The following is a 26,752-nucleotide window of genomic DNA, read 5'->3' as shown; positions in this document are numbered from 1 at the left end:
ATGAATTACCGCCCCAAATCACGCCGACCACAGAAAACAGGGGTTTTGTACAAGAAAAAGGCCAAAAACCTCAAAAACCGATCGGTTTTCGGCGGTTTCCGTAATCGAGGCGGATATCGGCGGGTTCGATCCGGTCGCGTCCTGCGATGCGCGCCGCGCCGAAGCCGTTCAGGATCGCGCGGCGCATTTCGCGCGGCGACGCACGCTTGAGCGCATCGAGCGTCGCGTCGCCGAGTGTCTCCGGAAAACGCAGCCCCCAGTTGTGCGCGCCGCGGATCTCGTCGTAGATCGACTGAGCGATGCGCCGCGCGCCCGCGTGGTCCGGAGGCGGGATCTCGTAGACGTTCATGCGGTTGAGGATCGGTTCCGGGATCGCGCGTTCATCGTTGGCGGTCGCGATCCAGATCACGTTGCCCGCGTTGATCGGGATCTCGGCGAACTCGTCGATGAAGCTTTCAGCGGTGTCGTGCTCCAGCAGCGCATAAAGCGCACCGAGCGGATCGTATTGCGAGTCGCCAGTCGCCTTGTCGATTTCGTCGACGGCGATCACCGGGTTCGCGTAGCTGCCGTTCACGAGCGCATCGAATACCTTGCCCGGCTTCGCGTTCTTCCATTGCGACGACGCGCCCGACAGAATCCAGCCCGCCGTCAGCGAGCTCATCGCGACGTATTGGTACGCGGTGCCGAGCAGGCGCGCCAACTGCTTCGCGAAATGCGTCTTGCCGATGCCTGGGTCGCCGAGCAGCAGGATCGGCATCAGCTCGAGCCGGTCCTCGGTTTCGAGGCACAGCGCGACCTGCTTGCGGATGTCGTCGAGCGGCGTGGAAAAATTGGGCAGCGCACCGATCAGATCGTCGATCGACGGCATCCGGTTAGGCTTCACGCAGAAACGCAGATTGCCGGTTTTCAGCATCTTTTCGTAGGTCGCACGCAGTGCCTCGTTTGCGCCCTCACCGAGACCGTTCAGCGCGGTTTCGACCTCGTCAAGGTCGTACACGCGGCTAAATGACGCTACGGCGATTTCCTGTTTGACCATTGCTGTCGTCATGGCTCACCCCGTCTGTCTGGTTGCTGCGGCGGCGCCTTGTGAGCACCGGTTCAAGTCCAGTGTAGCGACGACATAAACGCGTGCAAGCCAGCACTCGTGGGGCTCTGCTGCTAATCAGCGCGGGCTCCGGGAGACGCCCGCAGGACGCGCCCTCGTGGCATTCCCATCCATAACTGGAATGGATTGTTGCTGAACCGGCCCTCGCTGGCCGTGTCAGAAATCGTTGCGGTCATCGGGGGTAAGATGGCTCTCTCATTGCTGCGACGAGGCAACCGCGCAAACCGACGCGCGAGCGGAGATCCTTCTATGTGGAAAACCAGTATCGTGGCCATGCTGCTTGGCGCTTCGTTGCTCGCCCACGCGCAACAACGGCCAGCGCAGCAGGTCGTGCAATGGCAGTTGCAGGTGGTGAAAGATGGTCAGCAGATCGACTCGTTCAACGGCACCACTACCGTGGGCCAGGCGCGCACGGATACGCATCACCAGGTCGTGCAGCATAACGTCGGCTGCAAGGACCAGCCGGGCGGCAGCATCGATCTGTCGCGCACGATCACGGTATCGCCGCTGCGCGTCGATCCGGAGGGCGTGATGTTTTCCATCGACACCCAGGAAACGCTCGAGGACACCAACGCGGGGCGCACCGACATCGGCTGCAAGCTGCCGCCGCAGCCGCGCGAGGTCAGCGCGAGCCACCCGGGTCTCGTGGTGCCGCCCGATCAATGGGCGAGCTGGACGATCATCGATCACGATCCGAACCTCGTGTACCGCGTGTATGCGAACGTCGTGGCTGGCGGTACGAACGGCAATGGCGCCATGAACGGCGCCAGCAATCCGAACTGACGGGCGCAGCGCGCCTGACCGACGCACTCAAACAGAACACGTGGATAACGCGGCATGCGAAACCCCGAAGAATTGATCCGAGAGAACCTCGCACCGAACGATTTCATCGCGGTGAGCTGGAACCTGCACAAGGGCCGCACGCCACTCGGTTTTCAGGCCTGGCAGGCGATGCAGCGCTGGGTTCAATCGACACACGCGGACGCGTACTTCCTGCAGGAAGCAATGGCGCGGCGCATGCCGTCGCCGGTATTGGCCACCAGCTTCGGCGCGCCGATGGGTGATCCGCTGACCGACGTGTGGCACTGTCAGGCGACGGAGATCGCTCGCGCGCTCGAACTCGAAGTCGCTCTCGGCCCGAATGTGTTCAAGCCGTCGTGGCGGCACGGCAACGCGATCCTGTCGCCGCATCCGCTCGATCTCGGCGGCCGCTGGGACATCTCCGCGCACCGCTTCGAAAAGCGCGGCCTGCTGGTCGCGCGCGCGACGTTCGGCGGACGGCTCGTCACGCTGCTCTGCGCCCATCTCGCGCTGACGCGCACGGCGCGGTTGCGGCAGATGCACTGGATCGCGCACTGGATCGCGAAGGAAGCACCCGACGGGCCGCTCGTGCTGGCCGGCGATTTCAACGATTGGCGCAACGACTCGGTGCCGCTTTTTCGCGAGCACGGCTTGCAGGAAGTCGCAACGCTGCTCGGTGAACCGGCGCGCACGTTCCCGGCGTTCTCGCCGGCGCTGTCGCTCGACAAGATGTTCGTGCGCGGCATGCAGCCCGTCGAGTGGATTCAGCCGACGCAGGAGACCGCATGGCTGTCGGATCATTTGCCTTATGTGGCGAGGTTGCGGCTGGAGTAAGTGCTTCTGTCTCGCGCGCTTTCTTTCGTCCACGGCAAGCGCGTACACGCTCTCAACCGGACAACGCCCTCAGTCCCGATGCGGCGTCCAGCTCAACCCCGCTTCGATCTCCTCTCCCGGCTGCAGCACGCATCCCCCGACCTGCTCGCGCACGCCGACCACGTTGAAGCTATCCGTCGTATTCGTGACCGGCTCCACGCACAGTTGCGGATCGTTGGCCGGCGCGAACACGACCATGTGATTGAACGGCGCGTCGGCGCGCATCGTCAGGCTGCGGTGCTCGTCGGGCCACGCGATCGTCGCCACGCGCGACCAGTTCGCGAAGTTGTTGTCGAGATCGAACGCATCGGGCGACATGCCCGCGCGCAATGCATCGACGGCCGGATGTGGGCCGAGATGCGTCGGCAGCACGTCGGCGTCGGCGTGCCACATCGCCCGCACGTCGGCATGGATGCGCGTCGCGGCGGTGCGCGGATAGTACGGGTGATGGCCCATGCCGAACGGCATGGGCCGGCCTGCGAGATTCTGCGCGAACAGCGTGATGCGCAACGCGCCATCACGCAACTCGATGCGCTGCCGCGCGCGATAGCGAAACGGCCAGTCCCCGGTCACGCGCGGATCCGGCTCATGCTCGAAGTGCAAGTCCACCGAGTTGTCGCTGCGCGCGCCGACGCGCCATGGATGCCGCCACGCGTTGCCGTGCAGCGCGTGGGCGAAACGCGGGTCGTTGCCGCCGAGATCGATCGTCGTGCCGTCGAACTCGAAGCGCGCATCGCGAATCCGGTTGCAGTAGGGGAACAGCGGGAAGCTCGCCATGCGCAGCGGATCGCTCGCTTCGAACGCCTGTGCCACCGCCGGCCGCAGCCAGTGCAACGGGCCGTCCGGTGTGACTTCGTAGAACGCCGCAAGCGCGCCGCCGACATCGGGCGCGAGCACCGCGCGCAACGCACCGGCCGACAACGTGACGAGGCGCGCGGCGATCGCGGGATCGTCGAGCCACGGGAGTTGCGTCGCTGAGTGAGTAGCGGGTTGTGCCTCGCGCGGCCGAACCGGATTCAGGGAAGCGTCGCGCATGGTCAGATGTTTCTCCTTTAGCGTGCCGCGCACCGCGCGGCGGGCGGACTACCTCAGTCCGACCGAGCGAGAATCGCACGACGGCGCGCTGCCGGTCAATATTATTAGTAATAAACTCGTTCGAAAGAGAACGTAACGCACCCCAAACCCCATTCCCCAATGGCGGATTCGCGCACGTTGCCGCGCGGATATTATTAGTGGTACCGTCGGCAGTACGGTGCCTCCGGCATTCCCCTGCTTCAGCGCCGCCTCGCCTCGGCCCGCACAATGAAACAATCGACTCAACGCCGCCCGACCATGACCGACATCGCCAAACTCACCGGCGTGTCGCAATCCACCGTTTCGCTCGTGCTCAACAACGCGGCTGGCGCGAAATTCTCCGAGTCCACCCGCGAAAAGGTGTTGAAGGCCGCGCACGACCTCGGCTACCGGCTGTCGTTGCGTGTGCCGGTTGCGACATCGAGCGACGAGCGCAATCTGATCGTCTATCTGGCCGACGAAATCTCCACGAGTCCGCACCCGGTCGTCAACATCGACGGCGCACGCGACGCCGCGTACGCGAGCGGCAAGATGCTCGCGGTCTACTCGACGCACGGCAACGCCGACATCGAAAGACAGGTGCTCGACACGGTCCTCACCAATCCGCACGTGTTCGGCGTGATCTATGCGACCGTCTACACGCGCAAGGTGACGCCGCCGGTCGCGCTCTCGAAGGTGCCGACCGTGCTGCTGAACTGCTACACCGGCGACGGCACGTTTTCGTCAGTGGTGCCGGCCGAGGTCGCGGGCGGCCATCTGGCGACCGGGTACCTGCTGCAGGCCGGCCACCGGCGCATCGGCTACATCAACGGCGAGCCGTGGCAGGACGCCGCGAAGGACCGTCTGAAGGGCTACCGCACCGCGCTCGCGACCGCCGACCTGCCGTTCGCGCCCGAACTCGTGCGCGACGGCGACTGGAGTTCGGGCCTCGGCTTCGAGCTGACACTCTCGCTGATGCGCGAGGCCGATCCGCCCACCGCGATCTTCTGCGCGAACGACCTGACCGCGATCGGCGCGATCGAGGCACTCAAGCAGCTCGGCCTGCGCGTGCCCGAGGACGTCGCGGTGCTCGGCTATGACGACCAGGAAATCGCGCGCCACACGCATCCGCCGCTGTCGACCGTGGTGCTGCCGAACTACGAACTCGGCCGATGGGCCGTCGAGACGCTCCTTCAGGAGGAGCACAACCGCGCGGCCGGCGCACCGGTGCGGCATCGCATGGTCAAGCTGGACGGACCGCTGGTCGAACGCGCGTCGGTCAGTGTAGTTACCGAGGCAAAATAACCGACAGTTAATGTTATTAGCGATAGATCAATAATAATTTCAGGTGAAATAATCGACACGTCGGGTCGGGAAGATGCGGGTGGCCGTCGCGCGCGCGAGCGGCACCCGCGAGTTGGGCGTCACCAAATCCGTCAGACAAGTGGTCCTTGTCTGACCGAGGCTTGGCCCGACTATCGCCGCTCCAGACCCACATCTGTGTACCGATAGACTCGCCGTGTCACGGCGTGTCAGATCGTTGTTCTGTGTTCGCTCATTGACTGTCTGTGCGCAACGTCCAGACTGTCGCCGAATTCGTGTTGTCGTCTACCGCGGCAAACTGCTGGTGGCCCTTGCTATTGAGACCGAAGGCCAGGCCAAACGCTGAACCCGACGCAGCATCGACCCGCAATTGCGCAACGAATTGTCCGCCCACGGTGAACTCGACGATTTCGCTCGGATGTTGCGGGTCGGGGTTGACCGCATCGCCGTTTGCAGTAACGAGATGCCCATTGGGGGCGAGTGCCAGCGCAAGCGGACCGTGCAGGTGCTTGTTGTCCTGGTAAATCATCCGACCGATCCCTCCATCATGATTCGCGTTGGCAGCGCCGTAGATCGCGAACACCGCGTTATCACCTGTCGAGGCGACGTAAAGCACATCATGCGCTGGGTCGTAGGCCAGCCCTGTCGGACCGACCACGAGTGCCGCAGGATCGGTGCGGTGCATATAGCCTGACGCGATGATGGTCGAACTCGGCTTCACCTCAACGCCATCCTCCTCGATCTCAAGATCGATCCGCGCGACCTTGCCGCTCAACACATCCGAGACGAAGACCCTGACGAATTTCCCCCCGTCGATCACGGTCAGGTCCCAGGGGCCATCCAGCAGTTTGGGATCTATCAGTTGCTTGACGAGACCGCCCTGCGGATTGATGACGAGCAGCGAGCCCGGCGCGACGACGTTCTTGCCATCCGTGGTCGGCACATTGCCCACCAGCACGAAGCCGTTTCTTAGCACGGCGAGTGCCGTCGTGAGACCGAGATTTTGTCCCTGGAAGAACGTCACCGGGTTGCTATTGGGCACGAGCTTGACGATCGTCGTACCGGTTCCCTGCAGATTCGAGCTCGCATTGAAATTCGACACCACCACATCGCCGGGTTTGAGCGTACTCCAGGACGGCACGCCGGCCGGCACGAACGCAATGCCGTACGGATTGACATCGCCATTGGTCGGAATGGTCGAAGAGGTCACCGAATTGGGCGGCAGGATCACCTCCTCCGCCCAGGCCCCGACAGTCCCCAACGATAAAGCCAGCAACCCGGCTCCACAAATCGCACGACGCATGAAGCGCGATGCGCGTGCCCGTTTCATCAATCCGTTGAAGCCAGTATTTGAACCGCATGTAGACATCGCACGAGAAGCTTCCATTTGACACCTCCTACTCGCAGGGACGGACGGAGCCGCCAGGACGAGTCGTGCAGCCACCACACAGCATTGCTTCGCGCGACTCGCGTCCTGCGTAAACGACGAAACGCCCCGCGTATTCCCCAAAAAATCACCCCGCGCGAACGATGTCTAACGCCACACGATCGCGATGGCGCCGGGAGGGTTCCGCCCCATTTGCCAGTTTTATCAGCAGGGTCAATGCTGCGGTGCACGCCGCCTTTCGGTATCATCCTGAAATTGTTGCCCGCGCGGCGCGGCGCTTTTGCGCACGCCGGACAGCCAATGACAGCCGCCCTGCGCGGCATTCGCCGAATCGCCGTATCCCGCTGAAGCAGGGCCGCACTCACGCCAACGTACTTCGCGGCGCCAGCAGACCGGCGCCGCCGCTTCCAGGTCCGGCAACCCGCTTCACCACGCACGACCGCCGCACCACGCCCCCGCCCCCGCGGGCACGGTAAAATAGCGGATTGCGCGTGAGTCCCGACCACGGGTCAGCGCAGCCTCGCCCTTGCCGTGCCGGCCGGCTCAGACGACTGGCCGCCTTTGTTTTCGCACTATCCAAGAAGCCATGAGCAACCTGAATTCACAAACCGTCCTGAGCGTCCATCACTGGACCGATACGCTTTTCAGCTTCACCTGCACGCGCGATCCGTCGTTCCGCTTTGAAAACGGCCAGTTCACGATGGTGGGCCTGCAGGTCGAGGGCAAGCCGCTGCTGCGCGCCTACAGCCTCGCCAGTGCGAACTACGAAGAACATCTCGAATTCCTGAGCATCAAGGTGCAGGACGGCCCGCTCACGTCGCGTCTGCAGCACCTGAAGGTCGGCGACGAAGTGCTGATCGGCAAGAAGCCGGTCGGCACGCTGGTGGCCGACAACCTGCTGCCGGGCAAGACGTTGTGGCTGCTGTCCACCGGCACGGGCCTCGCGCCGTTCATGTCGATCATCAAGGATCCGGACATTTACGACCGCTACGAGCGCGTGGTCCTCACGCACACCTGCCGTTTCGTCGATGAACTCGCGTACAAGGAATACATCACCGAGCACCTGCCGGCGCATGAACACCTCGGCGAGCTCGTGAAGGAAAAGCTGCTGTACTACCCGACCGTCACGCGCGAAGCGTTCCAGAACCGCGGCCGCATCACCGAGCTGATCGAAACCGAAAAGCTGTTCGCCGACCTCGGTGTGCCGGGCTTCTCGCTCGAGAACGACCGCGTCATGCTGTGCGGCAGCCCGCATATGCTGCGCGACACGCGCAAGCTGCTCGAAGACGCGGGCTTCAAGGAAGGCAGCAACAACGAGCCGGGTCATTACGTGGTCGAAAAGGCCTTCGTCGGCTAAGCCGCCATCCCCAGTTCGCGGCCCGCGCGCCGCGAATTCCACGAAAAGGAGCCTCCGGGCTCCTTTTTTGTTGTCCGTTACAAATTGGAACCCGTTACATCACCTTCGCTGTCGGAATTCCTCTGACAGGACAAGCATGCACAGCACATCAAGTAATCTATGAAAACTCTGCGCTAACCCTTGGTACGACTGCATTTTTCTTTTTTTTAAGATATCATCGCGCCGCGAGATCAGACGAATTCAAGCCCCCAATGTGGTCGGCCTGATTTGTTACTGAATGTAAATTTCGTTACGTCAGGCCGTCGTGTTTCGCCCGTCGCGCAGGTTGCCCGATGGCGAGGTGCGATGCCTCGTGATTCGCAAGCTTTTTGTGCCGCCTGAGTGCGCCCGCTTCGCTGTCCGCTCCACTTCCTGAGAGGGAAATTTATGGATACGTCGACTGCCGTCCCGTTCAACGCTCCGCCGGCCTCGTCAGCGCAGCGTGATGGCGTCGACATGCCGTCGCTCGCCGCGCGCGAGATCGAACGGTTGCGTGCGCGGGTGCGCGAGCTGTCGGCCGAACTGGTCGACGCACAGGAGAGCGTGCGCCGTCACGTCGCGCGCGAGCTGCACGACGGCGTCGGCGCCGAGCTGACCGCGACGCGCTTCGCGCTCGCCGGCATCGAAACCTGGCTGCCCGCCGACGCGCCGCCGCAATGCGCAGCCGCGCTCGCGGTCGCGAACCGTTCGCTCGACGCCGTGTGCGCAGCGAGCCGCGAAGCCGTCGCGCAGCTGCACGCGCCGTCGTTCGAGAGCGGCGTCGCCGGGGCGCTGCAAGGCTGGATCCGCGACTTCGCCGCGCGCACCGACTTGCGCACCACCTTCACCTGCTCCGACGACGCGCGGCTCGCGCGTCTGCCCGCCGATGCGGCGCTCGCCTTGTTCCGCGTCGCGCAGGAAGCGCTCAACAACGTCGCGAAGCATGCCCATGCGACGTGCGCCGACGTGCGCCTCGAAACCGGAGCGCGTCATCTGAAGCTCTTCGTCAGCGACGACGGTATCGGCCTGCCACGCGGCGCGCGCGAACTCGGTGGCGAGAATCAGGCAAATGGCCATTTCGGCCTCACCGGCATGCAGGCGCGCTGCACCGCGTTCGACGGCGCGCTGCGGGTCAGCGCGAGACGCGCGGGCATCGGACATGGCGAGGGCAGCAGCGATGGCAGCACCGGCGCCATTGCCCCGCGCGGCACCCTGATCCAGGCCCGCTTCGCCTGGCACGCGCTGCTCGCCGACACCGCCGCGCCGCGCACCGCCCGGCGCGCACTGCAATCGTGAGCCCGCGACCATGAGCCTGCGCATCCTGATCGTCGAAGATCACGCGGTGGTCCGCCAGGGCGTTCGCCAACTGCTGCTCGATCGCGGTATCGCGCGCGAAGTCGCCGAGGCGCAAAGCGGTTCCGCAGCGCTCGACGCGGTCGTCCATCAGAGCTTCGACGTGGTGCTTCTCGACATCTCGCTGCCCGACATGAACGGGGTCGAGGTGCTCAAGCGCCTGAAGCGCAAGGCGCCGCGCGTCGCGGTACTGATGTTCTCGATGTACCGCGAGGATCAGTACGCGGTGCGTGCGCTGAAAGCCGGCGCGTCCGGCTATCTGTCGAAGACGGTCGACGCCGCGCAGATGATCGGTGCGATCCAGCAGGTCGCGGCGGGCCGCAAGTACGTGAGCCCCGAGATGGCCGAGGCGCTCGCCGACTACGTCTCGTTCGACGGCGAACAACTGCCGCACGAAAAGCTGTCCGATCGCGAATACCAGACGCTGTGCATGCTCGCGTCGGGCAAACGGCTCACCGATATCGCGGCGACGCTGTCGCTGTCGGTGAAGACGGTCAGCGTGTACCGCACGCGGCTGCTCGACAAGATGAAGCTGCGCAACAACGCTGAACTCACGTTCTATGTGATGAGCAACCGCCTCGTCGATCTGAATCCCGCGATGGCGGGCTAGGCAAGCAGGCGCCGCACGCGCGGCGTTGCGCCACGCGGCAACGGCGCAAACAGAGAAAGTCCCTCCGCATATATTGCTTATCCAGCAAAAGCTTCACCACAACTCTGCTCCCGATACCGCAAGACCACCCCGAAACCGCCTCCTGGCGGGAGTTTCCGCCCGTCGCCCATGCCAAAAAAACGGCGCAGCGAACCGGGTCGCCCGCATGCATCCGCTAGAATTACGGGTTTTCCCGACATTCGGCGCGCAACACGCGTGCACTACTGGAGACCCACGCCAATGTCCCTATTTCGCAAAAAGAGCGTCGAGCACATGCTCGCAGCGAGCGCTCAGACTGCCGGCCTGAAAAAGGCGCTCGGCGCACTCGACCTCACTTTCCTCGGCGTCGGCGCCATCATCGGCACCGGCATCTTCGTGCTGACCGGCACGGGCGCCGTGCAGGCAGGCCCCGCACTGATGGTCTCGTTCGTGATCGCGGCGATCGCCTGCGGCTTCGCCGCGCTCGCCTACGCGGAATTCGCGTCGACGATTCCGGTCGCCGGTTCGATCTACACGTACTCGTACGCGACGCTCGGCGAACTGGCCGCGTGGATCATCGGCTGGGACCTGATGCTCGAGTACGGACTCGCGACCTCGGCAGTGTCGGTCGGCTGGTCCGGCTATTTGCAGTCGCTGCTGTCGGGCTTCGGCGTGTCGCTGCCGATCGCGCTGAGCGCGGCCCCCGGCGCGATCCCCGGACAGGAAACGCTGTTCAACCTGCCCGCTTTCCTCGTGATGATGGCGATCACCGCGCTGCTGTCGTTCGGCGTGCGCGAGTCCGCCCGGATCAACAACATCATGGTCGCGATCAAGGTGGTCGTCGTGCTGCTGGTGATCGCTGTCGGCGTGTTTCACGTCACCCCGGCCAACTGGCACCCGTTCATGCCGCACGGCTGGAGCGGCGTGTTCGGCGCAGCCGCGGTGATGTTCTTCGCGTTCATCGGCTTCGACTCGGTATCGTCGGCTGCGGAAGAAGTGAAGAATCCGAAGCGCGATCTGCCGATCGGCATCATCGCGTCGCTCGGCGTGTGCGCGGTGCTGTATGTGGCAGTGGCCGCGGTCGTCACCGGCATCGTGCCGTCGGAGAAGTTCATGGGTATTTCGCACCCGGTGTCGTACGCGCTGCAGCTCGCGGGGCAGAACTGGGTCGCGGGCTTCATCGATCTCGGCGCCGTGCTCGGCATGCTGACCGTGATTCTCGTCATGGCCTACGGGCAGACCCGTGTGATCTTCGCGATGTCGCGCGACGGCCTGCTGCCCGCGAAGCTGTCGAAAGTGCATCCGCGCTTCGCGACACCGTTCTTCACGACGTGGCTCGTCGGTATCTTCTTCGGTCTGATCGGCGCGCTGGTGCCGCTCAATGTGTTGGCTGAACTGATCAATATCGGCACGCTCGCGGCGTTCTCGATGGTGTCGATCGCGGTGCTCGTGCTGCGCAAGACGCACCCCGAGCTGCCGCGCGCATTCCGTTGCCCGGGCGTGCCGGTCGTGCCGGTGCTCGCGGTTGCATCGTGCCTGTTCCTGATGCTGAACCTGCAAGGCATCACGTGGGCCGCATTCGTGATCTGGCTGCTGATCGGCATGGTCATCTATTTCGGCTACTCGCGCCGTCATTCGAAACTGGCAAAGTAATGCGCCGATTCAACGAGGCCAACCCGCCGCGCTGAATGCTCGCGAGCCAGGCCTCGCTTTCCGCTGATCTATCGATGCGCTCCGTCATGCCCTGCAGACGGGGCGCATGTCCTTCCGGCGTTCCCTTCCGTGGCCGCCCTGTTCCGGTTGGTGCGCTCGCACGCGCCGAACACACTTCCCCTCATAGCGCGCCCGCGCGATTTGTGCTTTACTTTTCGGCAGATCTGTAAAACCCGCAGCACCCTCATCGGACCTCGCGAATCGCAGTCAGAACGCAGTCGAAGCAAAGCAGGGGCAACAAAAATCACAGGTCCGGTCTCACCCACAGCAACTATCTTGCATGGGATCGTGGTCTGCGCCGAGGCGGGGATCGATACGCCGAAGCGCTGAACCCGACCGACAAAGGAGACAGCTTCATGGCGATCAGCATTAGTCTGACGGTCAATGGCGCACCCGTGAGCGCCACAGTCGACCCTGGCACCCTGCTTGTCCAGTTCCTGCGCGATCAACTCCGTCTGACCGGCACCCACGTCGGCTGCGATACGGCGCAATGCGGTGCCTGCACCGTGCAGCTGAACGGCCGCGCGATCAAGTCCTGCAACATCCTCGCCGTGCAAGCCGATGGCGCGGACGTCACGACTATCGAAGGGCTCACGCACAACGGCGCGCTGCATCCGATGCAGGCCGCGTTCAAGCACTGCCACGGTCTGCAATGCGGCTTCTGCACGCCGGGCATGGTGATGAGCGCGGTGGCGCTGGTACAGCGTCAACCCGATCTGACCGGCGACGACGTGCGCGAACAGCTCGACGGCAATCTGTGCCGCTGTACGGGCTATCACAACATCGTCAAGGCCGTGCTCGAAGGCGCCGCGGGCATGAAGTCGTCCGCTGCATCAAGCGCAACTGCCGGCGCGAATGCCGCCTGAGGAGCCGACGATGAACGCACCCGATACCCCGAGCCTGATCGGCGCCGCTGTCGAACGCAAGGAAGACTATCGCTTCCTGACCGGCAAAGGCCAGTACACCGACGACATCGTGCTGCCGCAGCAAACCTACGCGGTGTTCCTGCGCTCGCCGTATGCGCACGCGAAGATCAAGAGCATCGACACGAGCGCGGCCAAACAGTCGCCAGGCGTCGTCGCGATCTTCACCGGCGCGGATCTCGCCGCCGAGAACGTCGGCGGACTGCCGTGCGGCTGGCTGATCCACAGCATCGACGGCAAGCCGATGAACGAACCGCCGCATCCCGTGATCGCGCATACGAAAGCGCGGCACGTGGGCGACCAGGTCGCGCTCGTGATCGCCGAATCGATCAACGCCGCGAAAGATGCGGCCGAACTGATCAACGTTGATTACGACGTACTGCCGGCCGTCGTCGATACCGCGCATGCGGCCGATCCGGGTCAGGCGGCCGTGCACGACGAAGTGCCCGACAACGTCTGCTACAACTGGGGCCACGGCGACAAGGCCGCGACCGATGCCGCGTTCGCGAAAGCCGCACACGTGACCACGCTCGACATCGTCAACAACCGCCTCGTGCCGAATGCGATCGAACCGCGCGCGGTCAATGCGAGCTTTTCGGCGCAGGACGACAGCTACACGCTGTATGTCGCGAATCAGAATCCGCATGTAGAGCGGCTGCTGATGGCCGCGTTCGTGCTGTCGCTGCCGGAATCGAAGCTGCGCGTGATCGCGCCGGACGTCGGCGGCGGCTTCGGCTCGAAAATCTTTCTGTACGCGGAAGACGTTGCGCTCACGTGGGCATCGAAGAAGATCGGCCGGCCGGTCAAGTGGACGGCCGAGCGCTCCGAAGCATTTCTCTCCGACGCGCACGGCCGCGACCACGTGACGAAAGCCGAACTCGCGATGGATGCCGACGGCAAGTTCCTCGCGATGCGCGTGCATACGATCGCGAACATGGGCGCGTATCTGTCGACGTTCGCGTCGAGCGTGCCGACGATCCTGTACGCGACGCTGCTCGCCGGGCAATACGCGACGCCCGCGATCTACGCAGAAGTGAAAGCGGTCTTCACCAACACCGTTCCCGTTGATGCGTATCGCGGTGCGGGCCGGCCGGAAGCGACGTTCGTCGTCGAGCGTCTGGTCGAAACCGCGGCGCGCGAAATGAAGCTCGACCCCGCGGAAATCCGCCGCCGCAACTTCATCACCCAGTTCCCGTACGCGACGCCGGTCGGCCTCACCTATGACACCGGTGACTACAACACGATCCTGTCACGCGCACTCGACATCGCGGACGTCGCAGGTTTCGCCGCGCGCCGGCAGGAGTCCGAACGAAACGGCAAGCGACGCGGCCTCGGCTACTCGTGCTACATCGAGGCATGCGGTCTCGCGCCGTCGAACATCGCGGGCGCGCTCGGCGCGCGCGCGGGCCTGTTCGAAGTCGGCCAGATCCGCGTGCATCCGACCGGTTCGGTCACCGTGTTCACGGGCTCGCATAGTCACGGCCAGGGACATGAGACGACCTTCGCGCAGGTCGTCGCGGACCGGCTCGGCATTCCGCTTGAAAGCGTCGAGGTCGTGCATGGCGACACCGGCCGTATCGCGTTCGGCATGGGCACGTATGGCTCGCGTTCGATTGCGGTCGGCGGCTCGGCCATCTCGAAGGCGCTCGACAAGATCGAAGCAAAGGCGAAGAAAATCGCCGCGCATCTGCTGGAAGCGTCGGCTGAAGATATCGAGTTCAAGAACGGCGTGTTCCGCGTTGCGGGGACCGATCGCACCAAGGCGTTCGCGGAAATCTCGCTCGCCGCATACGTGCCGCACAACTATCCGCTCGATGTGCTCGAACCGGGACTCGAAGAAAGCGCGTTCTACGATCCGACCAACTTCACCTATCCGTCGGGCGCGTATATCTGCGAGATCGAAGTCGATCCCGACACCGGCGTGTCCCGCATCCAGAAGTTCACCGCAGTCGACGATTTCGGCAACGTGATCAATCCGATGATCGTCGAAGGTCAGGTACATGGCGGGCTCGCGCAAGGCATCGGCCAGGCGATACTCGAGCGCTGCGTGTACGACAACGACAGTGGCCAACTGCTGTCCGGCTCCTACATGGACTACGCGATGCCGCATGCGTCCGATCTGCCCGACTTCACGGTCGAAACCGTGAAGGGCACGCCGTGCACGCACAATCCGCTCGGCGTCAAAGGCTGCGGCGAGGCGGGCGCGATCGGCTCACCGCCGGCCGTGATCAACGCGATCATCGACGCGCTGGCCCCGCTTGGCGTGACCGATCTGCAGATGCCGGCCACGCCGCATCGCGTGTGGTCCGCGATTCAAGCCGCGAAACAGGCCGCGAAGCAAGCCTGACCCAACGATCCTGAGCGGAGCATTCGACATGTATTCATTCGAGTATCAACGCGCGACGGATCCGCAAGCGGCCGCCGCAGCCCTCACCGCCGACAGCGACGCGAAGTTCCTCGCCGGCGGCCAGAGCCTTCTGCCGACGATGCGCCTGCGTCTCGCGCAACCGTCGCAGCTGATCGACGTGACGCGCATTCCCGCGCTGAAGTCGATCACCGTCGACGCGAGCACGGTGACGATCGGCGCGGCCGTGTGCCATGCGGACGTCGCCGAGCACGCGGACGTGCGGCGCGTCTTGCCCGCGCTCGCGGACCTCGCCGGGAATATCGGCGATCGCCAGGTGCGCGCGCTCGGCACGATCGGCGGCTCGCTCGCGAACAACGACCCGGCCGCGTGCTATCCAGCCGCGGCCATGGGCCTCGATGCGACGATCGTCACGGACCGGCGGCGCATCACGTCGGGCGATTTCTTTGTCGGCATGTACGAGACCGCGCTCGCGCCCGACGAGCTGATCGTCGCCGTCGAGTTTCCGGTGCCCGAGCGCGCCGCGTACGAGAAATTCAACAATCCGGCCTCGCACTTCGCGCTGGTCGGCGTGTTCATCGCGAAGTTCGCGAGCGGGGTGCGGGTCGCGGTGACGGGCGCGGCGTCATCGGTATTTCGCGAGCCCGGGCTCGAAAGCGCGCTGTCGGCGAACTTCACGCCCGAGGCGGCACGCGCGGTGAGCGTGTCGCCCGACGAGCTGAACGAAGACATGCACGCGAGCGCCGCGTATCGCGCGCATCTGATTCCGGTGCTCGCCGCGCGTGCGGTCACGAAGGCGAATACTTAGCGATCCTTGGCAGATCGTCCGGTCTGCCGCGCGCTTACGCCACGGCGCGCGCAGTCCGGCTTGGCTCGTTTCGCGAGCTGGCGCGAGCGATTGACGTCGACCTCGCGCCCGTTCCATTCTTCCCTCGCGCCAGGCTTTCGCCACGGCCTGTCGCGCAGATTCAGGACCACCATGCAGCCGGCTTCGATCGACGACACCCTTGCCCAACTCGCCGCCCAGCGCTATTTCGCAAGCCGCGAACTCGCGACCGCGCTGTATCTCGCGCTGCGCATGGAGCGGCCGCTGTTCGTCGAAGGCGAGCCGGGCGTCGGCAAGACCGAGCTCGCGAAAGCCGCGGCGGGCATGCTTGGCACCACGCTGCTGCGACTGCAATGCTATGAGGGCCTCGACACCGCGAGTGCGCTCTATGAATGGGACTACCCGCGTCAGATCATGGCGCTGCGGCTTGCCGAAGCGAGCGGCGAGCGCCCCGACAACGACACGCTGTATCGCGGCGAATTCCTGCTCAAGCGTCCGCTGCTGCAGGCGCTCATGCCCGACGAACACCATCCCGGCGCGCGGCGCGTGCTGCTGATCGACGAGATCGACCGCGCCGACGAACCGTTCGAGGCATTCCTGCTGGAACTGCTTTCGGACTTCCAGGTATCGATTCCCGAATACGGCACCGTGCGCGCGACGCAGCCGCCGCTCGTCATCATGACGTCGAACCGCACGCGCGAAGTGCATGACGCGTTGAAGCGCCGCTGTCTGTATCAATGGATCGGCTATCCGGATCGCGAGCGCGAACTCGAGATCGTCGCCGCGCGCGCGCCACTTACGTCGGCGCAATTGCAGCGGCGCGCGGTCGACTTCGTGCATCGGCTGCGCGGCATGGATCTGTTCAAGGCGCCCGGCATCGCCGAAACGATCGACTGGTGCCGCGCGCTCGAAGCGCTGTCGGTCACCGAGCTCGATCCGCAATCCGTGCAGAACACGCTCGGTGTGCTGCTCAAGTATCAGGACGATCTCGCGCGCGTGGACGCCACGCAGATCGCGCAGTGTCTGTCCCGGTGAGGATCGTCGGCATGACGAACCAGCACACCGCGCCCATGCTCGCGCGCAACGTCGTCCATTTCGTACGCGTGCTGCGCGGCGCTGGCCTGCCGATGTCGCCCGCGCAGGCGGTCGACGCGCTCGCCGCGCTGCAATGGATCGACCTCGGCCACCGCGATGACGTCCGTGCCGCGCTTGCCGCGCTGCTCGTCACCGCGCCCGACGAACGCGAGCTCTTCAATGCCGCATTCGATCTGTTCTGGCGCGATCCTGATTGGGAAGGCAAGCTGCGCGCGCTGCTGCTGCCCAAAGTGCGCGACGGGTTGCCGCCGCCCAAGCGCAACAACCGTCTCGCCGATGCGCTTGCGGTGCGCATGCCGCCGTCGCCGAATCTGAATGTGCCGCAGGAAACCGCACAGCACGAGCTTCACGCGCAGCTCACGTTCAGCGCGGAGGAGCGGCTACGTCATCGCGATTTCGACACGCTGAGCGCCGACGAATGGCGCACGTTGCGGCATCTGATCCGGGGCCAGCGGCTGCCGCTCGCAACCGAGCCGACACGGCGCCTGAAGGCCGCGTCACACGGCACGCATGCGGATCTGCGCGCGAGCGCGCGGCACGCGGTGCGCGCGGGCGGCGACTGGACCGTGTGGAAGTATCGCGCGACGGTCGAGCGCAAGCCGCCGCTCGTGCTGCTGCTCGACATCTCCGGCTCGATGAGCAACTACTCGCGCGCGGTGCTCTACTTCTGCCACGCGCTGCTGCAGTCGCGCGAACGTCTGCAGGTGTTTCTGTTCGGCACGCGGCTCACGAACGCGACGCGCGCATTGCGCGAGCGCGACCCGGATGTCGCGATCGCCACGCTCAGCGATCAGGTGGTCGACTGGTCGGGCGGCACGCGCATCGGCGCGGCGCTCGCCGAGTTCAACCGGCGCTGGGCGCGGCGCGTCCTCACAGGTCGCGCGACGGTGCTGCTCGTCACCGACGGGCTCGATCACGAAGCGATCGATGTGCTCGACACCGAAATGGCGCGCCTCGCGCGCTTCGCGCATCGCGTCGTGTGGCTCAATCCGCTGCTGCGTTTCAGCGGCTTCACGCCGAAAGCACGCGGCGTGCAGGCGATCCTGCCGCATGTCGACGCGCATCGTCCGGTTCATAATCTAGACAGTCTCGCAGCGTTCGGCCGCGATCTCGCGCAACTGACGCGCGCGCCTCGCCGCACCGTCGACGCGACGACACTCGCAGGAGCAACGTCATGGAATTGACCGAAACTCATACGCTGCCGGTCGCGCAGCAGCAAACGTGGGACGCGTTGAACGACACCGAGATTCTGCGCGGCTGCATCCCCGGCTGCGAAAGCATCGACCCCGACGGTGAAAACGCGTACCTGGTCGCGCTGAGCGCAGCGGTCGGTCCAGTCAAGGCACGCTTCAAGGGGCGTATGCAATTGACCGACATCGATGCGCCGAACACCTACACGATCGTCTTCGAAGGCCAGGGCGGCGCCGCCGGCTTTGCGAAGGGCAACGCGCAAGTCACGCTCGAAGCCGACGGCGAGGCCGCGACGAAGCTTTCCTACACCGCCAACGCACAGGTCGGCGGCAAGCTCGCGCAGATCGGCTCGCGGCTCGTCGACGGCGCGGCACGCAAGATTGCCGGGGAATTTTTCAGGCGCTTTACCGCCCAGCTCTCGGGCGACAGTAGCGCGGATCAGGCAGCGGACGGTGACGCATCGGTGGATGCCGAGGCGGAAGCCGAAGCCGCGTCTGCGCAAACGGAATCGAACGAGGCCGCGGACGGCGAGTCCAGCGGCGCAGCAAAGAAAGGGAAGAAATCATGGACAGCGTGGATCTCGAAGTTCTGAAAACCAGCGCCCGCTGGCTGGAGGACGGACATCGCGCGCTCCTCGTGACGGTCGTGAAGACGTGGGGCTCGTCGCCGCGTCCCGAGGGCGCGATGCTCTCGGTGCGCGACGACGGCCTCGTGGTGGGCTCGGTGTCCGGGGGCTGCATCGAAGACGATCTGATTGATCGCGTGCGGCAACGAGGCATCGAGCAGACCCTTCCGGAAGCGGTGAAGTACGGCATTACAGCAGAGGAAGCGCATCGCTTCGGGCTGCCTTGCGGTGGCACGATCCAGCTCGTGCTCGAACCGTTGACACGACAAAGCGGCATCGCCGAGCTGTGTCACGCGGTGGAAAGCGGGCAGCTCGTCGCACGCGAGCTCGACATGACGACGGGCGCGGTGCAGCTCGAAAACGCGCAGGCGACCGACGGCGTGCATTTCGACGGCCAGCGTCTGTTGACGATCCACGGTCCGCGCTACCGGATGCTCGTGATCGGCGCCGGGCAGCTGTCGCGCTACCTGTGCCATATCGCGGTGGGGCTCGACTATCAGGTGACGGTGTGCGATCCGCGCGAGGAATACACCGAGGAATGGGACGTGCCCGGCACGAAGATCGTACGCACGATGCCGGACGATACCGTGATCGACATGAAGCTCGACGAGCGCTGCGCGGTGATCGCGCTCACGCACGATCCGAAGCTCGACGATCTCGCGCTGATGGAAGCGCTGAAGACGCCGGCGTTCTATGTCGGCGCGCTGGGCTCACGCAGGAACAATCACGCGCGGCGCGAGCGCCTGAAGGAGTTCGATCTGAACGAAGCCGAACTGGCCCGTTTGCATGGACCGGTCGGTATTTATATCGGCAGCAGGACGCCGCCTGAGATCGCGGTGTCGATTCTCGCGGAAGTGACGGCGGCGAAGAATGGCGTGTCGCTGCCGACGCTTTTGCAGGTCGAAGGCGCGAAGGCCGCGCGGGAAATCGCGGCGTCGGGGGGCGCCGCTTGCAGCGTGTAGCCTGCCGCGCCCAGTTGTGAATCGCCGGCATGACGCAATCAAGCGGCTTGCTCAATGCCGACACGCTGGGCGCGCGCCGTGCATCCGGGCCGGGCAATCTTTGGATCGCTTCCAAATGCGCGCCAGCCGCTTGACATCGTCGCGACACGAACCGACGCTAGCTGGCAATCCCGCCAACGTCGTCGTCCGGATACCACCCGTCATGCGACTCTCCCTCGTGGTTCTTGTCTCCGCCGGCTGGCTGGCCGGCATTCTCGCCGCGAGCGCGAGCGTGCCGTCCAAACTGGACGACCCCTACACCAACGAGGGCGAGACGCAGACCTTCACCGTCAATGCGGACGGCTCGTATGCGAAGCTCGATTCGATGACGCTGCGCGTGAACAACGAAGCCGGCGTCGAGCGGGTCGCGCAGCAATACGTCTGGTTCAACCGCAACATGGCCGAGGTACAGATTCTGGAGGCCTACACGGTCAGCGCCGACGGCAAGCGTCACGACGTGCAGCCGGAGCAGATCCGCAACGTGCAGGAGGCCCGTTCGTTCAACGCGCCGATGTTCCAGGACATCCAGGAAAAGGTCATCGTGTTCCCCGCGGTCGAACCCGGTGCACGCGTGCATCTGACGTACCGCAAGACGCAGCGTCAGCCGATCGTGCCGGGAGAATTCAGCGACTTCACGCCGCCCGACCTCGCACCGACGCGCAACTTCCGCCTGATCTACGACCTGCCCGCCGACAAGCCGCTTTACGCCGACGCGCGCGGCTTCAACGCGGTGACGCCGGTCACGAGCGCCGGCCGCACACGCTACGAATTCCGCTATGACAAGGCGCATTTCGACCGGCTCGAACGCGGCTCGGTCGCGTACGTGTCATACGGCGATCGGTTGATGGTGTCGACCTTCCCGAGCTATGCGGCGTTCGCCGCGTCCTATCGCACCTCCGCGGCGGACCCGGACCCTCACGACGCCGCGATCACCGAGCTCGCGCTGCAACTGACCGCACACGATCACACGCCGCACGACAAAGCCAAAACGCTGTACGACTGGGTTCGCCGCAATATCCGCTACGTCGCGATCTACGTCGGACGCGGCTCCGTCGTGCCGCACGGCGCGAGCGCGATCCTCGCGAACCGCTATGGCGATTGCAAGGACCACGTCGCGCTCTACGGCGCGCTGCTCGACGCGGTCGGCGTGCGCAACGAACCGGCGCTGATCAGTAGCGGCACGATCTACACGCTGCCTAGCGTCCCCGGCTACGGCGTCATCAATCACGCCATCACGTGGCTGCCCGACTTGCAGATGTACGCGGATTCGACTGCGTCGAACGTCGAATTCGGTTTTCTGCCTTCGTCCGACATGAACCGGCCGACCGTGCTGACCGGCGCCGGCGTACTCGCGCAAACACCCGCCACCACGCAGATGTCGCGCAGCACCGACCTCGCGATCAAGATCGAACCGGATGGCTCGGCGAGCTTCACGTATCGGCTTCAGGATGCGGGGCCGTACGCCGAGCAGGCACGCGCGCGGCTACGCACGCAAACTCCCGCGCAACGAGAGGAATCGATTCAGGCCGAACTTCGCAACGCGAATCTGCGCGGCACCGCGACGCTGACAACGAGCGACCTCAGCGCGGCCGACGGCCCGCTCACGATGACGATGAAAGGCACGCTCGAAAGTCTCGTGGTGACCGGCATGACGGCCTCGATTCCGGCGCTGACGAGCCTCGGCGGCGGCGTCGCGGCCGACACGCGTTACTGGCTCGGCGAGCGCAAGCGCACGCAGCCGTTCGTGTGCCACAACCTCTCGATCCACGAACGCGCGCGCATCGAGTTGCCCGCCAATTTCCGCGTGCTCGACATGCCGGAGGCGCAGCGCACCCAGGACCGCTTCGTCGATTTCGTGTCGCAATACGCGTTCGATCCGCACAGCAACGTGGTCACGATGACGCGCGACGGCGCCACGCATTTCGACAGCGACGTCTGCACGCCCGAGGATTTCACGCGCATGCGTCCCGCGATCGAAGCGATCGGGCGGGACGTGCGTGCGGAGGTGATCGTCAGATCGACGCTGGTGGAGACGTCGAATGTGGCGTCGCAAGCGCCTTGAATGTCAACGCGTCAAACCGGCCACAACGGCCCTTCCTGCATCGCGCCGATCTGCTCGCGCATCTCGAGGATGCGATCCTCCCAGTAGCGCTGCGTGTTGAACCACGGAAACGCGGCTGGGAACGCCGGGTCGTTCCAGCGCCGCGCGAGCCACGCCTGATAGTGAATCAGCCGCAATGTGCGCAGCGCTTCGATCAGATACAGTTCGCGCGGCTCGAACTCGCAGAAATCCTCGTAGCCGGCGAGCAGATCGGAGAGCGAGCGCGACGCCTCCGCACGGTCGCCCGGCAGCAGCAGCCACAGATCCTGAATCGCTGGACCCATGCGGCTGTCGTCGAAATCGACGAAATGCGGACCCGCGTCGGTCCACAGCACGTTGCTCGGATGACAGTCGCCGTGCACACGCAGCGTGCGAATTTCGCCGGCCCGCTCGAACGCACGGGCGACGCCTTCGAGCGCGAGGTTCACCACGGTTTCCCACGCGGTGCGCAGGTCGTCGGGCACGAAACGGTGCGCGAGCAGAAAGTCGCGCGGCTCATAGCCGAACGTGTCGATGTTAAGCGTGGGACGTTGCGCGTAATCGTGCGTCTGCCCGATCGCATGAATGCGTCCGATGAAGCGCCCCAGCCATTCGAGCGTGTCGCGCCGGTCGAGATCCGGCGCGCGGCCACCGCGTCGCTCGAAAACCGAAAAACGGAAACCACCGAACGTATGCAGCGTACGGCCATCGAGCACGCGCGCGGGCACCGCCGGAATCTCGCGCGCGGCGAGTTCAGCGACGAACGCGTGCTCTTCGAGAATCGCCGCGTCGCTCCAGCGCTCGGGACGATAGAACTTCGCGACCACCGGTGGACCGTCTTCGACGCCGACCTGATACACGCGATTTTCGTAGCTGTTGAGCGGCAGCAGACGGCCGTCGGTACGCACGCCGGTCGTCGCGAGCACGCCGTCGAGCGCATCGAGCACGGTTTCCGGCGTGAGCCGCGCGAACGGCACGGCGCCATCGGCGCCGGCCTGGGGATGGGAATTGTCGGGAATGGTGTCGTTCATGCCCGGCATTGTGCGCCGCGCCGCGGGGAAAGACGAGGGCGACGACCCACAGCGATGCCGGCAAGCCAACCGCACCTTACAGCATCACTACAGCCCGCACCTGTGTGTCACACAACGGCAATGCGCGAAGGCTAAGCCTTTCGTTCAATGCGTCTGCGTGCCGGACGGACGTATCAGGTCGCCGGTATCGATCAGATCTTCGAGGAAAAAGGGTTCGGTATTGAGTTGCTGCGAGGCGCCGGGCTCGCCGGCGTACCACGCCACCATCGCCATGTCGCCAAGAATGCGCATGACGATTCCGCGCGCACCTTGCGGCACGGCGATATGTACCGATCGGACAATGGAACCGACTTCCATGATATTTCCCCGCTTCACTTTGCCGGCTTTATGGATTCACGCCGGTCGAGGTGATGATGAAAACGCCGCTTCGCATTGGACGTTGCGTGCGCACTTAATCTGCCGCGCGCGTGGCGCGTGAGAGCTTCGAGTCATTGTTCCCGTTTTACGGGGCTTTGGGAAGCGCGAAGAAAGGCTTTCACCCGTCGTTTCGCCCTATTCCAATTACGCGGCACAAAGCCGATGATCTCGGCGTTAAACGTCGTAATGAAGACCATCATAAACCCTGCGGAGGGAGACATCAAAAACGTGCTTCGCCGGAACGATCCGTTTGATACAGGTGCCGCGCAGCTTCGCGCCGACATGCGCGCCTGTTTTGCCGCAACGTGCGGCGCAGCGGCCGCTCATTTCATTCGTTTGCGCTAGCCATGTGGATCGTTCGTCTCGCGCTACGGCGCCCCTATACGTTCGTCGTGCTGGCGCTGCTGTTGCTGATCGTCGGACCGTTGACGATTCTGCGCACCCCCACCGACATCTTTCCGAACATCGATATACCGGTGCTCTCGGTGATCTGGTCGTACAACGGCCTGCCCGCCGACGAAATGGAACGGCGCATCACGCTGAACTACGAGCGCGGCCTGTCGGTGGCGGTCAACGATATCGAGCACACGGAGTCGACGTCGCTGAACGGCATCGCGGTGGTCAAGATCTTTTTCCAGCCGGGCGCGAATATCGACGAAGCGCTCGCGCAGGTCACCGCGCTGTCGCAATCACAATTGCGCTCGCTGCCGCCCGGCATCACGCCGCCGTTCATCCTGCGCTACAACGCGTCGACGGTGCCGATTCTGCGGCTCGCGTTGTCGTCCGCGTCGCTGACCGAGCAAGAACTCTACGACTTCGGCAATAACTTCCTGAAGACGCAGCTCGCCACCGTGCCCGGCGCATCCGCGCCGCTGCCGTATGGCGGCAAGCAGCGGCAGATCATGGTCGATATCGACTCGCGCAAGCTGCAGGAGCGCAATCTGTCGCCGATGGACGTGGTCAACGCCGTCTCCGCGCAGAACCTGATCCTGCCTTCGGGCACCGCGAAAATCGGCTCGACCGAGTACTCGGTGGAAATGAACGGCAGCCCCGATTCGCTCGCGGGCCTGAACAACATTCCGATCCGCACCACCGCGAACGGCACCATCTATATCCGCGACGTTGCGCACGTGCGCGACGGCTACCAGCCGCAGACCAACATCGTGCGCGTGAACGGCCAGCGCGCCGCGCTGCTGACGATCAACAAAAGCGGCAACGCGTCCACGCTCGATATCGTCGAGCGCATCAAAACGATGATGCCGACGCTGCGCAATCTGGTGCCACCGTCACTGAGTATCGACCCTGTCGCCGACCAGTCGCTGTTCGTGCGCGCATCGGTGCAGGCCGTGCTGCGTGAAGCACTGATCGCCGCGTGCCTGACGGGCCTGATGATTCTGCTGTTCCTCGGCAACTGGCGCGCGACGCTGATCATCGCGGTATCGATTCCGTTGTCGATGATTACGTCGATCATCGCGCTGTCCGCGCTCGGTCAAACCATCAACATCATGACGCTCGGCGGGCTCGCTTTAGCGGTCGGGATTCTCGTCGACGACGCGACCGTCGCGATCGAAAACATCAGCCATCAGCTCGAGCAGGGCAAGACGCTCGAACAGGCGATTCTCGACGGCGCGCATCAGATCGCGATTCCGACGTTCGTGTCGACGCTGTCGATCTGTATCGTGTTCGTGCCGATGTTTTTTCTGACCGGTGTCGCGCACTACCTGTTCATTCCGCTCGCCGAAGCGGTGGTGTTCGCGATGCTTGCGTCATACTTCTTCTCGCGCACACTCGTGCCGACGCTCGCGAAGTATCTGCTGCGCCACCACCACAAGCCTGCGGATTCGCCTCACGCGCCCTCGCCGACGCGCAATCCGTTCATGCGTGTGCACTACGCGTTCGAGCGCGGTTTTTTGCGTTTGCGCGAGCGTTATCGGGTGTTTCTCGAGGCGCGGGTCGCGCGGCCGGGTCTGTTCGTCACGCTGTTTCTCGCGTGCTGTTGCGCGTCGCTGCTGTTGCTGCCATTTATCGGGCGTGACTTTTTCCCCGCCGTCGATGCCGGCACGATCGCGCTACACATGCGCGCGAAAACCGGCATGCGGGTCGAGGAAACCGCGGTGTTGACCGATCGCGTCGATACGCGCATCCGTCAGCTGATTCCAGCCGGCGAATTGCATTCGATCATCGACAACATCGGCCTGCCGGTGTCGGGCATCAATCTGTCATACAGCAACACGGGCACGATCGGCACCTCGGACTCGGACATCCTGATCACGCTGAACCCCGATCATCATCCGAGCGCCGACTATGTGCGCACGTTGCGACGTACGCTCAGCGACGAATTCCCCGGCGTGCAGTTCGCGTTTCTGCCCGCCGATATCGTCAGTCAGACGCTCAATTTCGGCATGCCGTCGCCGATCGATATCCAGATCGTCGGCCGTGAAGTGGCCGCCAATCGTGCGTTTGCCGCGAAGCTGCTGAACCGCCTGCGCACGGTGCCGGGTCTCGCCGATGCGCGCATCCAGCAGCCGGCCGATCTGCCTCGGATCTTCATCGACGTCGATCGCACGCGCGCGCAGCAGGCCGGCTTTTCGCAGCGCGATATCGCGAGCGATCTGCTGATCACGCTGTCGGGCAGCCAGCAGACCACGCCGACGTTCTGGCTCAATCCGCACAATGGCGTCAGCTACAACGTCATCACGGAAGCGCCGCAATACACGATCGATTCGCTGCAATCGCTCGCGAACATTCCGCTCAACGCCAACGGCCGCAGCAACATTCTCGGCTCGCTCGCGACGATGCGCCGCGAAGCCGCCAACGCGGTGCTCACGCATTACAACGCGCAGACCACGATCGACATCTACGGTACGGCCGACGGCCGCGATCTCGGCGGCGTATCCGACGACATCCGCAGGATCATCGACGCATCGAAAGCCGAGTTGCCGAAGAGCTCGACGATCGAACTGCGCGGCCAGGTGCAGACGATGAACGAATCGTTCTCGGGCCTCGTCGCCGGTCTGCTGTTCGCAGTGCTGCTCGTGTATCTGCTGATCGTCGTCAATTTCCAGTCGTGGCTCGATCCGTTCATCATCATCACGGCGCTGCCGGGCGCGCTCGCGGGCATCGTGTGGATGCTGTTTCTCACGCACACCACGCTGTCGATTCCCGCGCTGACCGGCGCGATCATGTGTATCGGCATCGCGACCGCGAACTCGATCCTCGTGATCAGCTTCGCGCGCGAACAGTTGCTGCTGCACGGCGATGCGACGCGCGCGGCGATCGAAGCGGGCTTCACGCGTTTCCGCCCGGTGCTGATGACCGCGCTCGCGATGGTGATCGGCATGGTGCCGATGGCGGTCGGTCTCGGCGAAGGCGGCGAACAGAATGCGCCACTCGGGCGCGCGGTGATCGGCGGACTCGCGCTCGGCACGGTGGCCACGCTGATCTTCGTGCCGGTCGTGTTCTCGATGATCTATCGACGGCTGGCGGCGCGGCATCAGCACGCCGCGGAACATGTGGTGCAGAAGCCATGAACATGAAGCACGCGACGACCATGAAAGCCGGCACCCGCACACCGCGATGCCACAGAG

General features: G+C 64.5%; 22 protein-coding genes. 17 read left to right on the top strand and 5 right to left on the bottom strand.

Annotation, left to right across the window (positions count from 1 at the left end):
- Positions 1 to 70: 70 nt before the first annotated feature.
- The gene (locus L0U81_RS00625; RefSeq protein WP_233799677.1) at positions 71 to 1,048 is read right to left on the bottom strand and encodes an AAA family ATPase; all 978 of its coding nucleotides are present in this window, start codon (positions 1,046 to 1,048) and stop codon (positions 71 to 73) included.
- 306 nt (positions 1,049 to 1,354) lie between these two features.
- Between L0U81_RS00625 and L0U81_RS00620 the strand changes: the two genes are divergently transcribed.
- Together L0U81_RS00620 and L0U81_RS00615 are read left to right on the top strand one after the other, a co-directional pair.
- Complete coding sequence (locus L0U81_RS00620; protein WP_233799676.1) at positions 1,355 to 1,888, top strand: hypothetical protein; 534 nt, start codon at positions 1,355 to 1,357, stop codon at positions 1,886 to 1,888.
- 54 nt (positions 1,889 to 1,942) lie between these two features.
- On the top strand, positions 1,943 to 2,740 hold the full coding sequence (locus L0U81_RS00615; RefSeq protein ID WP_233799675.1) for an endonuclease/exonuclease/phosphatase family protein: 798 nt from the start codon (positions 1,943 to 1,945) through the stop codon (positions 2,738 to 2,740).
- 69 nt (positions 2,741 to 2,809) lie between these two features.
- On the opposite strand, the gene L0U81_RS00610 is transcribed toward L0U81_RS00615, so the two are convergent.
- Positions 2,810 to 3,814 (bottom strand): aldose 1-epimerase, encoded by a 1,005-nt coding sequence (locus L0U81_RS00610; protein WP_233799674.1) that lies wholly within the window; start codon positions 3,812 to 3,814, stop codon positions 2,810 to 2,812.
- A 297-nt stretch (positions 3,815 to 4,111) separates the two neighbouring features.
- Between L0U81_RS00610 and L0U81_RS00605 the strand changes: the two genes are divergently transcribed.
- A complete protein-coding gene (locus L0U81_RS00605) occupies positions 4,112 to 5,137 on the top strand; it encodes a LacI family DNA-binding transcriptional regulator (protein ID WP_233804162.1) in 1,026 nt (341 codons plus the stop codon).
- 250 nt (positions 5,138 to 5,387) lie between these two features.
- On the opposite strand, the gene L0U81_RS00600 is transcribed toward L0U81_RS00605, so the two are convergent.
- On the bottom strand, positions 5,388 to 6,542 hold the full coding sequence (locus L0U81_RS00600; protein ID WP_442793375.1) for a YncE family protein: 1,155 nt from the start codon (positions 6,540 to 6,542) through the stop codon (positions 5,388 to 5,390).
- A gap of 586 nt (positions 6,543 to 7,128) precedes the next feature.
- Here L0U81_RS00600 and L0U81_RS00595 point away from each other — a divergent pair.
- The 12 genes from L0U81_RS00595 (at position 7,129) to L0U81_RS00540 (ending at position 21,699) form a co-directional block, all read left to right on the top strand.
- Entirely contained in the window at positions 7,129 to 7,899 is a 771-nt protein-coding gene (locus L0U81_RS00595; RefSeq protein WP_233799673.1) for a ferredoxin--NADP reductase, read from the top strand.
- Between the two features lie 426 nt (positions 7,900 to 8,325).
- Positions 8,326 to 9,213 (top strand): sensor histidine kinase, encoded by an 888-nt coding sequence (locus L0U81_RS00590; RefSeq protein WP_233799672.1) that lies wholly within the window; start codon positions 8,326 to 8,328, stop codon positions 9,211 to 9,213.
- 10 nt (positions 9,214 to 9,223) lie between these two features.
- The gene (rqpR, locus tag L0U81_RS00585; protein WP_233799671.1) at positions 9,224 to 9,880 is read left to right on the top strand and encodes a response regulator transcription factor RqpR; all 657 of its coding nucleotides are present in this window, start codon (positions 9,224 to 9,226) and stop codon (positions 9,878 to 9,880) included.
- Positions 9,881 to 10,159: 279 nt separating this feature from the next.
- A complete protein-coding gene (locus L0U81_RS00580; RefSeq protein ID WP_233799670.1) occupies positions 10,160 to 11,551 on the top strand; it encodes an amino acid permease in 1,392 nt (463 codons plus the stop codon).
- Positions 11,552 to 11,967: 416 nt separating this feature from the next.
- Positions 11,968 to 12,477, top strand: coding sequence for a (2Fe-2S)-binding protein (locus L0U81_RS00575; RefSeq protein ID WP_233799669.1), 510 nt, complete (start codon positions 11,968 to 11,970; stop codon positions 12,475 to 12,477).
- Positions 12,478 to 12,487: 10 nt separating this feature from the next.
- A complete protein-coding gene (locus L0U81_RS00570; RefSeq protein ID WP_233799668.1) occupies positions 12,488 to 14,881 on the top strand; it encodes a xanthine dehydrogenase family protein molybdopterin-binding subunit in 2,394 nt (797 codons plus the stop codon).
- 28 nt (positions 14,882 to 14,909) lie between these two features.
- Positions 14,910 to 15,707 (top strand): FAD binding domain-containing protein, encoded by a 798-nt coding sequence (locus tag L0U81_RS00565; protein WP_233799667.1) that lies wholly within the window; start codon positions 14,910 to 14,912, stop codon positions 15,705 to 15,707.
- Between the two features lie 171 nt (positions 15,708 to 15,878).
- A complete protein-coding gene (locus L0U81_RS00560) occupies positions 15,879 to 16,760 on the top strand; it encodes an AAA family ATPase (RefSeq protein ID WP_233799666.1) in 882 nt (293 codons plus the stop codon).
- A gap of 11 nt (positions 16,761 to 16,771) precedes the next feature.
- Positions 16,772 to 18,004, top strand: coding sequence for a vWA domain-containing protein (locus L0U81_RS00555; RefSeq protein ID WP_233799665.1), 1,233 nt, complete (start codon positions 16,772 to 16,774; stop codon positions 18,002 to 18,004).
- Positions 17,995 to 18,603, top strand: coding sequence for a CoxG family protein (locus L0U81_RS00550; RefSeq protein ID WP_233799664.1), 609 nt, complete (start codon positions 17,995 to 17,997; stop codon positions 18,601 to 18,603). The genes L0U81_RS00555 and L0U81_RS00550 overlap by 10 nt, the downstream gene beginning before the upstream one ends.
- Positions 18,576 to 19,598, top strand: a complete 1,023-nt coding sequence (locus L0U81_RS00545) for an XdhC family protein (RefSeq protein ID WP_233799663.1) — start codon at positions 18,576 to 18,578, stop codon at positions 19,596 to 19,598. The genes L0U81_RS00550 and L0U81_RS00545 overlap by 28 nt, the downstream gene beginning before the upstream one ends.
- 202 nt (positions 19,599 to 19,800) lie before the next feature.
- Positions 19,801 to 21,699 (top strand): DUF3857 domain-containing transglutaminase family protein, encoded by a 1,899-nt coding sequence (locus tag L0U81_RS00540; protein WP_233799662.1) that lies wholly within the window; start codon positions 19,801 to 19,803, stop codon positions 21,697 to 21,699.
- Positions 21,700 to 21,710: 11 nt separating this feature from the next.
- On the opposite strand, the gene L0U81_RS00535 is transcribed toward L0U81_RS00540, so the two are convergent.
- Both L0U81_RS00535 and L0U81_RS00530 read right to left on the bottom strand, forming a co-directional pair.
- Positions 21,711 to 22,748 (bottom strand): serine/threonine protein kinase, encoded by a 1,038-nt coding sequence (locus L0U81_RS00535; protein WP_233799661.1) that lies wholly within the window; start codon positions 22,746 to 22,748, stop codon positions 21,711 to 21,713.
- 144 nt (positions 22,749 to 22,892) lie between these two features.
- Positions 22,893 to 23,105, bottom strand: a complete 213-nt coding sequence (locus tag L0U81_RS00530; protein WP_233799660.1) for a hypothetical protein — start codon at positions 23,103 to 23,105, stop codon at positions 22,893 to 22,895.
- Positions 23,106 to 23,351: 246 nt separating this feature from the next.
- Between L0U81_RS00530 and L0U81_RS00525 the strand changes: the two genes are divergently transcribed.
- Both L0U81_RS00525 and L0U81_RS00520 read left to right on the top strand, forming a co-directional pair.
- A complete protein-coding gene (locus L0U81_RS00525) occupies positions 23,352 to 23,510 on the top strand; it encodes a hypothetical protein (RefSeq protein ID WP_233799659.1) in 159 nt (52 codons plus the stop codon).
- A gap of 2 nt (positions 23,511 to 23,512) precedes the next feature.
- Entirely contained in the window at positions 23,513 to 26,695 is a 3,183-nt protein-coding gene (locus L0U81_RS00520) for an efflux RND transporter permease subunit (RefSeq protein WP_233799658.1), read from the top strand.
- Positions 26,696 to 26,752: the final 57 nt, after the last annotated feature.

This window comes from Paraburkholderia sp. HP33-1 (assembly GCF_021390595.1).
GTDB lineage: Bacteria > Pseudomonadota > Gammaproteobacteria > Burkholderiales > Burkholderiaceae > Paraburkholderia.
The sequence above is the reverse complement of the archived record's forward strand: the minus strand, read 5'-3'. Positions and strand labels throughout refer to the sequence as shown.

Coding starts and splice junctions, on each gene's coding strand:
- L0U81_RS00625 (WP_233799677.1), bottom strand. CDS start 1,048: ATGACGACAGCAATGGTCAAACAGGAAATCGCCGTAGCGTCATTTAGC.
- L0U81_RS00620 (WP_233799676.1), top strand. CDS start 1,355: ATGTGGAAAACCAGTATCGTGGCCATGCTGCTTGGCGCTTCGTTGCTC.
- L0U81_RS00615 (WP_233799675.1), top strand. CDS start 1,943: ATGCGAAACCCCGAAGAATTGATCCGAGAGAACCTCGCACCGAACGAT.
- L0U81_RS00610 (WP_233799674.1), bottom strand. CDS start 3,814: ATGCGCGACGCTTCCCTGAATCCGGTTCGGCCGCGCGAGGCACAACCC.
- L0U81_RS00605 (WP_233804162.1), top strand. CDS start 4,112: ATGACCGACATCGCCAAACTCACCGGCGTGTCGCAATCCACCGTTTCG.
- L0U81_RS00600 (WP_442793375.1), bottom strand. CDS start 6,542: ATGGAAGCTTCTCGTGCGATGTCTACATGCGGTTCAAATACTGGCTTC.
- L0U81_RS00595 (WP_233799673.1), top strand. CDS start 7,129: ATGAGCAACCTGAATTCACAAACCGTCCTGAGCGTCCATCACTGGACC.
- L0U81_RS00590 (WP_233799672.1), top strand. CDS start 8,326: ATGGATACGTCGACTGCCGTCCCGTTCAACGCTCCGCCGGCCTCGTCA.
- rqpR (WP_233799671.1), top strand. CDS start 9,224: ATGAGCCTGCGCATCCTGATCGTCGAAGATCACGCGGTGGTCCGCCAG.
- L0U81_RS00580 (WP_233799670.1), top strand. CDS start 10,160: ATGTCCCTATTTCGCAAAAAGAGCGTCGAGCACATGCTCGCAGCGAGC.
- L0U81_RS00575 (WP_233799669.1), top strand. CDS start 11,968: ATGGCGATCAGCATTAGTCTGACGGTCAATGGCGCACCCGTGAGCGCC.
- L0U81_RS00570 (WP_233799668.1), top strand. CDS start 12,488: ATGAACGCACCCGATACCCCGAGCCTGATCGGCGCCGCTGTCGAACGC.
- L0U81_RS00565 (WP_233799667.1), top strand. CDS start 14,910: ATGTATTCATTCGAGTATCAACGCGCGACGGATCCGCAAGCGGCCGCC.
- L0U81_RS00560 (WP_233799666.1), top strand. CDS start 15,879: ATGCAGCCGGCTTCGATCGACGACACCCTTGCCCAACTCGCCGCCCAG.
- L0U81_RS00555 (WP_233799665.1), top strand. CDS start 16,772: ATGACGAACCAGCACACCGCGCCCATGCTCGCGCGCAACGTCGTCCAT.
- L0U81_RS00550 (WP_233799664.1), top strand. CDS start 17,995: ATGGAATTGACCGAAACTCATACGCTGCCGGTCGCGCAGCAGCAAACG.
- L0U81_RS00545 (WP_233799663.1), top strand. CDS start 18,576: ATGGACAGCGTGGATCTCGAAGTTCTGAAAACCAGCGCCCGCTGGCTG.
- L0U81_RS00540 (WP_233799662.1), top strand. CDS start 19,801: ATGCGACTCTCCCTCGTGGTTCTTGTCTCCGCCGGCTGGCTGGCCGGC.
- L0U81_RS00535 (WP_233799661.1), bottom strand. CDS start 22,748: ATGAACGACACCATTCCCGACAATTCCCATCCCCAGGCCGGCGCCGAT.
- L0U81_RS00530 (WP_233799660.1), bottom strand. CDS start 23,105: ATGGAAGTCGGTTCCATTGTCCGATCGGTACATATCGCCGTGCCGCAA.
- L0U81_RS00525 (WP_233799659.1), top strand. CDS start 23,352: ATGAAGACCATCATAAACCCTGCGGAGGGAGACATCAAAAACGTGCTT.
- L0U81_RS00520 (WP_233799658.1), top strand. CDS start 23,513: ATGTGGATCGTTCGTCTCGCGCTACGGCGCCCCTATACGTTCGTCGTG.